Genomic DNA, 8,060 nt, shown 5'->3' on the forward strand with positions numbered 1-8,060 from the left:
AGCGGGACCGGCCGGGTCGACCCGCTGGACTACCAGCGGGGGTGGACGGCCTCGCGGAAGTACTGGTCGTAGATGCGGACGACCTCGCTGTCGAGCCCGGCGGCGAGTTCACCGACGCTGCCGGCCGCCGCGTTCGCCGTGGCCTGAGCGACGTTGCGCGCGCCGGGGATGACCGTGCTCACGCCCGGCTGCTCGACGATCCAGGCGAGGGCGGCCTGCGGCACGGTGACGCCGTCGGGGACGGCCGCGGCGAACTCCGGCGCGGCGGCGACGCCCTGCTCGAAGTCGACGCCGCTGAAGGTCTCGCCCTGGTCGAACGCCTCGCCGTGCCGGTTGTAGGTGCGGTGGTCGTTCTCGGCGAACGTCGTCTCGGTCGTGTACTTGCCCGAGAGCAGCCCGCTCGCGAGGGGGACGCGGGCGATGATGCCGACGCCGGCGCGTCGCGCGGCGGGCAGCACCTCGTCGAGGGGCTTGAGACGGAACGCGTTGAAGATGATCTGCACGGTCGCCAGGTTCGGGCGCGCGATGGCGGTCAGGGCCTGAGCCGTCTCTTCGACGCTGACGCCGTAGGCGCGGATCGCCCCGATCTCGACCAGCTCGTCGAGGGCGTCGTAGACCGCATCGCTCTCGAACACGGCCGTCGGCGGGCAGTGCAGTTGCACGAGGTCGAGCGTGTCCACGCCGAGGTTGCGGCGCGAGCGGTCGGTCCAGGCGACGAAGTTCTCGCGGACGTAGTTCGACGGCACCTGGTCGAGCCGACGGCCCATCTTGGTCGCGACGGTCAACGGCACGTCGGGGTTCGACGCGCGGAAGCGGCCGATGATCTGCTCGCTGCGGCCGTCGCCGTAGACGTCGGCGGTGTCGAAGAACGTCACCCCCGACTCGACGGAGGCGCCGAGCACGTCGAGCGCGTCGCTCTCGCTGACGTCGCCCCAGTCGGCACCGAGCTGCCAGGTGCCGAGTCCGATGACCGAGACGGGGCGGTCGGCGAGGAAGGATGAACGGGTTCCGAGGGTGCGGCTCTGCATGTCGTCGAGCCTAGGCGCGCGCCGTGCGCGGCGGCCCACCCGGCCCCGGGAGGCGCGGCTCGGCCCGTCAGCGCCTCGAACGGGACGCGTTCACGCTGCGGACGAGCGCGTACGCCACGACCACCGAGACGAACCCCGCGAAGAGGAACGCGACACCGAAGCCGGCCTGTCCCTGCAGCAGCCGGACGAGCCCGATGATGGCGAGTGCCGCGGCCAGCATGCCGAAGACGCGGGCGACGATCGACTTCAGCCGACGTGCGGCCCCGGCCCGACGACCGCCTCGTCGTCGCGACGACACGGTCACCCGAGGCGGCGGGCCGAGGCGACCGCCGCCTCCTTCGCCTCTCGCAGTTCGCGCGCCGCGCGCTCGCGGGCGGCCTCGGGCATCGGGAGCCGGTCGCTGAGCGTGAGGTTCGTGGCGATCGTCTCGACGCGCATGCCGAGCGTCGACCCGAGGACGATGTCGAGGACCGGGGTGGCGTGGTCCCAGCCGGCCGTGGGCGTGCCCTCGTCGTAGATGCCGCCGCGGCTGGTCACGACGACCGCGGGTCGTCCGAGCATCGGCTGCTGGTCGTCGCCGTCGAAGGGCGCGGTGACACCGGGCAGGTGGATGTTGTCGACCCCGGCCTTGAGCGTCGAGGGCAGCGAGTAGTTGTAGGGCGGGGCACCGGTCAGCGCGACGCCGGCGGCGACGAGTTCGGCGATCAGGGCCTGCTGCAGGGCCTCGTGGGCGGGGTCGGGGGCGTCGCCCGGCTGCCGGAGGCGCGGCGGCCAGTGCAGCGCACTGTCACTCAGGTGCGGCAGCGGGTCGACGTGCAGGTCTCGGCGGGTGACCGTGTGGTCGGCGCCGAGGTCGCGCCAGGCGTCGGCGAACGCCGCGGTGATCGCGCGCGAACGGCTCGTCGTGAGGTCGGCGGACGAGTCGAGGTGGAGCAGGTTCGGCATGCGCCCACCGTAGCCGGGGCGGCCGACACGGCCGGCGAGGGGGCACGACGTGCCGCTCACCTCCGGACGTGAGCGGCAGGTCGTGACATCTCGGCGGAATGTCGGTGGTGCAGAGCAGGATGGCAGCGATGACCGACGTGCTCGACCGCTTCTCCCCCGCGACCCGCGAGTGGTTCCGGGGGGCGTTCGCCGCGCCGACCCGCGCGCAGGAGGGCGCCTGGACGGCCATCAGCCAGGGCGATCACGCCCTCGTCATCGCGCCGACCGGCTCGGGCAAGACGCTCGCCTCGTTCCTCTGGTCGATCGACTCACTGGCCTCGTCTCCCCCGCCCGACGAGAAGCTGCACCGCACCCGCGTGCTCTACATCTCGCCGCTCAAGGCGCTCGGCGTCGACGTCGAGCGCAACCTCCGTTCGCCGCTCGTGGGCATCACCCAGACGGCCCGACGACTGGGCACCGAGGCTCCCGACATCACGGTGGGCGTGCGCTCGGGCGACACGAGCTCGAGCGACCGAGGCCGGCTGGCCCGCACCCCGACCGACATCCTCATCACGACGCCCGAGTCGCTCTACCTCATGCTCACCTCGCAGGCGCGCGAGACCCTCAAGGGCGTGCAGACCGTCATCATCGACGAGGTCCACGCCGTCGCCTCGACCAAGCGAGGCGCCCACCTAGCCCTCTCGCTCGAGCGTCTCGACGCCCTGCTCGAGAAGCCCGCCCAGCGCATCGGCCTCAGCGCCACCGTGCGCCCGCCCGAAGAGGTCGCCCGCTTCCTGGCCGGCCCGGCACCGGTCACGATCGTCAACCCGCGCGCCGACAAGAAGTTCGACCTGCGCGTCGTCGTCCCCGTCGACGACATGACCGAGCTCGGCACCGCCGCCCCGCTCGAAGGGTCGGCCGCCGGTGCCGCACCCCAGGGGTCGATCTGGCCGCACGTCGAAGAGGGCATCGTCGACCTCATCGCCGCACACCGCTCGACCATCGTCTTCTCGAACTCACGCCGCCTGGCCGAACGCCTCACGGCCCGCCTCAACGACATCTGGATCGAACGCCAGGGCGGCGACCTCGAGACCGCCGTGCGTGCCACCGAGGAGGCGCGGGGCCAGTTGGTCACGGCCGGGACCGTCGGCGTCGACACCGTCGACACCGTCGACCCCTTCGCCCCGGCACCCGCCGCACAGCGCAACCCGGCCGTCGGAGGCGGGGCGCCGGCCCAGCTCATGGGCGGGTCGGGTCAGACCGCGGGCAGCGATCCCCTGCTCGCCCGAGCCCACCACGGGTCGGTCTCGAAAGACCAACGCGCCCTCATCGAGGACGACCTCAAGAGCGGCCGACTGCGCTGCGTCGTCGCCACGAGCTCGCTCGAGCTCGGCATCGACATGGGCGCGGTCGACCTCGTCATCCAGGTCGAGTCGCCGCCCTCCGTCGCCAGCGGCCTGCAGCGGGTCGGCCGTGCCGGGCACCAGGTCGGCGAGACCTCCCGTGGCGTGCTGTTCCCCAAGCACCGGGCCGACCTGATCCACTCCGCCGTCGCCGCCGAACGCATGGTCTCCGGGCTCATCGAAGAGCTGCGCGTGCCGACCAACCCCCTCGACGTGCTGGCCCAACAGACCGTCGCGGCCGTCGCCCTCGACGAGCTCGACGCCGACGCCTGGTTCGACACCGTGCGTCGCAGCGCCCCCTTCGCCACCCTGCCCCGCTCCGCCTTCGACGCCACCCTCGACCTGCTCAGCGGCAAGTACCCGTCCGACGAGTTCGCCGAGCTGCGGCCCCGCATCGTCTGGGACCGCGTGCACGGCACGCTCACCGGCCGCCCCGGCGCCCAGCGCCTCGCGGTGACGAGCGGCGGCACCATCCCCGACCGGGGCCTGTTCGGCGTCTTCATGGTCGGCGAGAAGGCCGCCCGCGTCGGCGAGCTCGACGAAGAGATGGTCTACGAGTCCCGGGTCGGCGACGTCTTCGCCCTCGGGGCGACCAGCTGGCGCATCGAGGACATCACCCACGACCGTGTGCTCGTCTCGCCCGCCTACGGCCAGCCCGGTCGCGTCCCCTTCTGGAAGGGCGACGGCATCGGGCGGCCGGCCGAGCTCGGCAAGGCCATCGGCGGCTACGTCCGCGAGTTGTCGAACTCGAGCGAGGCCGACGCCACCACCCGCGTCGCCGCCGGCGGCCTCGACGAACGGGCCGCCCGCAACCTCATCGCGTTCCTCGCCGAGCAGAAGGCCGCCACGTCGTACGTACCGACCGACACCACCCTCGTGGTCGAGCGCTTCCGCGACGAGCTCGGCGACTGGCGCCTCATCCTGCACTCGCCGTACGGCATGCAGGTGCACGCGCCGTGGGCGCTGGCGGTCTCGGCCCGCATCCGCGACCAGCTCGGCGTCGACGGCGGGGCGATGGCCGCCGACGACGGCATCGTCGTGCGCATCCCCGACACCGACGCCGAGCCTCCCGGCGCCGAGCTGTTCTCGTTCGAGCTGGACGACCTCGACGAGATCGTCACCGAAGAGGTCGGCGGCTCCGCCCTGTTCTCGTCGCGCTTCCGCGAGTGCGCCGCCCGGGCCCTGCTGCTGCCCAGGTACAACCCCGGCAAGCGGTCGCCGCTCTGGCAGCAACGCCAGCGCTCGTCGCAGCTGCTCGACGTCGCCCGCAAGTACCCGCAGTTCCCGATCGTGCTCGAGGCCGTGCGCGAGGTGCTGCAAGACGTGTACGACCTGCCGGCCCTGATGAGCCTCACCCGCGACCTCGCGAGCCGCACCGTGCGCATCGTCGAGACCGAGACCGAGGTGCCCTCGCCCTTCGCCCGGTCGCTGCTCTTCGGCTACGTCGCCGCGTTCATGTACGAGGGCGACTCGCCCCTCGCCGAGCGGCGTGCGGCCGCCCTGTCGCTCGACTCGAGCCTGCTGCAAGAACTGCTCGGCCGGGCCGAACTGCGCGAGCTGCTCGACGCCGACGTCATCGACCAGCACGAGCTCGAACTGCAGCGCCTCGCACCCGACCGCCGGGCCCGCGACATCGAGGGCGTCGTCGACCTGCTGCGCCTGCTCGGCCCGCTGACCACCGACGAGATCATCGACCGCAGCTGGCTCGCGGCGACCCTCGTCACCGGCGACGTCGCCGCCCGCGACGACGCCCACCGCGCGCTCGAGACCGCCCTGACCGACCTCGCCTGGTCGAACCGCGTCCTCCGCTTCACCCACGCCGGCACGGTCCGCTGGGCCGGCATCGAAGACTCCTCGCGCCTCCGCGACGCCCTCGGCGTCGCCCTGCCCATCGGTGTGCCGACCGCGTTCGTCGAACCGGTCGACGACCCGCTGGGCGACCTGATCGGTCGGTTCGCCCGCACCCACGGCCCCTTCACCCCCGCCATGGTCGCCGACCGTCTCGGCCTCGGCACCGCCGTCGTGATGGACACCCTGCGCAAGCTCGCCACCCAGCGTCGCGTCGTCGAGGGCGAGTTCCGGCCGCGGCAGCAGGGCAGCGAGTGGTGCGACTCCGAGGTGCTGCGTCGACTGCGCGGCAAGTCGCTTGCGGCGCTGCGTCACGAGGTCGCACCCGTCGCCCCCGAGACGCTCGGACGCTTCCTGCCCGCCTGGCAGCACGTCGCCACCGGGCTCAAGGGTTCGGGGCTGCGCGGCCTCGACGGCGTGGTGCAGGTCGTCGACCAGCTCAGCGGGGTCTCGCTGCCCGCCTCGGCGTGGGAGTCCCTGATCCTGCCGGCCCGCGTGACCGACTACAACCCGTCGATGCTCGACGAGCTCACCGCCACCGGCGACGTCATCTGGTCGGGCACCGGCACCCTGCCCGGCAACGACGGCTGGGTCAGCCTGCACCTCGCCGACGGCGCCCAGGTCACCCTGCCCGAACCGTCCGGGGCCGAGACCGACGACCTGCAACGCGAGGTGCTCGCCGCCCTGGCCGGCGGTGGGGCCTACTTCTTCCGGCAACTCTCCGACGCCGTCGGCAGCACCGACGACGACTCGCTGGTGACCGCCATCTGGCAGCTCGTCTGGGCGGGGCAGATCACCAACGACACCTTCGCTCCCCTGCGCACCCAGGTCGGCGGTGGCCGCACCCCGAAGCCCCGCACGCCGACACGGTCCCGCTCGTCGTACCGCAGCCGCGGCCGGGTCGCCATGCCCCGCCAGGCGGGTCCGCCCACCGTCGGCGGCCGCTGGTCGCTGCTGCCTCTGGCCGAACCCGACGGCACCGTGCGTGCCGCCGCGACGGCCGAGATCCTGCTCGAGCGGCACGGCGTCGTCACCCGGGGCGCCGTCGTCAACGAGGGCGTCCGTGGCGGCTTCTCGACGGCCTATAAGGTGCTGAGCGGCTTCGAAGAGACCGGCCGGGCCCGGCGCGGTTACTTCGTCGAAGGCCTGGGGGCGGCCCAGTTCGCGACCGGGCCGACCGTCGACCGCCTGCGGTCGTTCGTCCGTGACGAGGGCGACCGCCGTGACGACGACACCCTCGTCGCCGCGGGTCGTCAGCGCGACGTGCCCGTGGTGACCCTGGCCGCCACCGACCCGGCGAACCCCTACGGCGCCGCCCTGCCGTGGCCCGGGCAGACGCTCGACGGGGTCTCCGCCGACGAGGCCGCGGCCGTCGCGAGCGCGGCGGCACGAGCCGCCACCGCGGCGGCGGCGACCACGGCGACGGGAGCCGGGACGCGGGCCGAAGCGGGCTCCGCGGGTGCCGCGACCCGCGCCTCCTCGGGGGGCGGCGGCCGCGCGACGAACGACACCTCAGGAGGCGCGGGCGGCGGGAAGAAGTCGGGTCACCGCCCGGGGCGCAAGGCCGGATCGCTCGTGGTGCTCGTCGACGGGCGACTCGTCGTCTACGTCGAACGCGGCGGCAAGACGGTGCTGACCTTCGGCGAGCCCGACGAGCGCGAGCTCGCCCTGGCCGCGGGCTCACTGGCCGCCACCGTGCGCAACCGCATCGGCAAGCTCGCGGTCGAACGGGTCGACGGCGAGTTCGTGCTGGGCACCGCGCTCGGCGACGCCCTGCGCGACGCCGGGTTCGCACCGACGCCCAGCGGCATCCGGCTGAGGTCCTGACCGATGCCCGAAGGAGACACCGTCTACCGCGCCGCCAAGAACCTCGACGCGGTGCTGCACGGCCAGACGCTCACCGCCAGCGACTTCCGGGTGCCGGCGTTCGCCACCGTCGACCTCAGCGGTGAGGTGATCGACGACGTCATCGCGCGCGGCAAGCACCTGCTGCACCACATCGGCGACCTGACACTGCACACGCACCTCAAGATGGAGGGCTCGTGGCACGTCTACCGGCACGGCACGAAGTGGAAGCGCCCGGCCTACCAGGCGCGCGTCGTGCTCGAGACCGCCGACTGGGTCGCCGTCGGGTTCGACCTCGGCATCGTCGAGCTCGTGGCCCGCGACGACGACGACAGCGTGGTCTCGTACCTCGGCCCCGACCTGCTCGGCCCCGACTGGGACGCCGCGCGTGCCCTCGCCAACCTCGAGGCCGACCCGGCCCGCGAGGTCGGGCTCGCGTTGCTCGACCAGCGGGTGCTCGCCGGGGTGGGCAACGTGTACCGCAACGAGCTCTGCTTCCTCCGGGGCGTCCTGCCGACGCGTCCCGTCGGCGAGGTCGAGAACCGGCCCAAGATGATCGACCTCGCGCACCGGCTGATCCAGGCCAACAAAGACCGCGTGGACCGCACCACGACCGGCAACCTCCGCGGCACGACGGACTGGGTCTACGGCCGGGCGGGCAAGCCGTGCCTGCGCTGTGGCACGAAGATCCTGCGGGGCGAACTCGGCGAGAGCGAACTCGAGCTGCGCGACACCTACTGGTGCCCGCACTGCCAGAGCTGAGTCCCGCGTGTGACGTCCCGTGACGCGGCGCAGCGTCGGTCCGAGGCGACGTGCCTACGATCGGCGGCACCCGACGGCCGTACCCGGCGAGCCCGTCAGCGCGAGAGGACGACCATGTCGAACACCAGCACCCCCAGCCCTGTCTCTTATACCCCTCTGACGCTGCCGACGCATAGCCTTGGTCGCGGCTGTCGCGTGCGCCGCGCGTGCCCCGCAATCAGCCTGCCGCTCAGAACGGTTCCCCAGATTC

The 8,060-nt window shown here is 73.0% G+C and carries 5 protein-coding genes; 2 read left to right on the top strand and 3 right to left on the bottom strand.

Features of this window, described 5'->3' with window-relative positions; all coding sequences use genetic code 11:
• Positions 1-29 precede the first annotated feature (29 nt).
• The 3 genes from AEQ27_RS03225 to AEQ27_RS03235 form a co-directional block, all read right to left on the bottom strand.
• Complete coding sequence (locus AEQ27_RS03225; RefSeq protein WP_054145376.1) at positions 30-1,028, bottom strand: aldo/keto reductase; 999 nt, start codon at positions 1,026-1,028, stop codon at positions 30-32.
• A gap of 67 nt (positions 1,029-1,095) precedes the next feature.
• Positions 1,096-1,326, bottom strand: a complete 231-nt coding sequence (locus AEQ27_RS03230; protein WP_152970114.1) for a hypothetical protein — start codon at positions 1,324-1,326, stop codon at positions 1,096-1,098.
• A gap of 2 nt (positions 1,327-1,328) precedes the next feature.
• On the bottom strand, positions 1,329-1,973 hold the full coding sequence (locus AEQ27_RS03235) for an FMN-dependent NADH-azoreductase (RefSeq protein ID WP_054145381.1): 645 nt from the start codon (positions 1,971-1,973) through the stop codon (positions 1,329-1,331).
• Positions 1,974-2,101: 128 nt separating this feature from the next.
• Between AEQ27_RS03235 and AEQ27_RS03240 the strand changes: the two genes are divergently transcribed.
• Complete coding sequence (locus tag AEQ27_RS03240; protein ID WP_054145382.1) at positions 2,102-7,030, top strand: DEAD/DEAH box helicase; 4,929 nt, start codon at positions 2,102-2,104, stop codon at positions 7,028-7,030.
• A 3-nt stretch (positions 7,031-7,033) separates the two neighbouring features.
• Entirely contained in the window at positions 7,034-7,810 is a 777-nt protein-coding gene (locus tag AEQ27_RS03245) for a DNA-formamidopyrimidine glycosylase family protein (protein ID WP_054145378.1), read from the top strand.
• The last annotated feature ends 250 nt before the right edge of the window (positions 7,811-8,060 follow it).

Origin of the sequence: Frigoribacterium sp. RIT-PI-h (assembly GCF_001297205.1) — a bacterium.
In the GTDB taxonomy this organism is placed as follows: domain Bacteria; phylum Actinomycetota; class Actinomycetes; order Actinomycetales; family Microbacteriaceae; genus Frigoribacterium.

Bases quoted from the DNA above. Each gene is read 5' to 3' on its own strand.
- AEQ27_RS03225 (WP_054145376.1), bottom strand. From the start codon at position 1,028: ATGCAGAGCCGCACCCTCGGAACCCGTTCATCCTTCCTCGCCGACCGC.
- AEQ27_RS03235 (WP_054145381.1), bottom strand. From the start codon at position 1,973: ATGCCGAACCTGCTCCACCTCGACTCGTCCGCCGACCTCACGACGAGC.
- AEQ27_RS03240 (WP_054145382.1), top strand. From the start codon at position 2,102: ATGACCGACGTGCTCGACCGCTTCTCCCCCGCGACCCGCGAGTGGTTC.
- AEQ27_RS03245 (WP_054145378.1), top strand. From the start codon at position 7,034: ATGCCCGAAGGAGACACCGTCTACCGCGCCGCCAAGAACCTCGACGCG.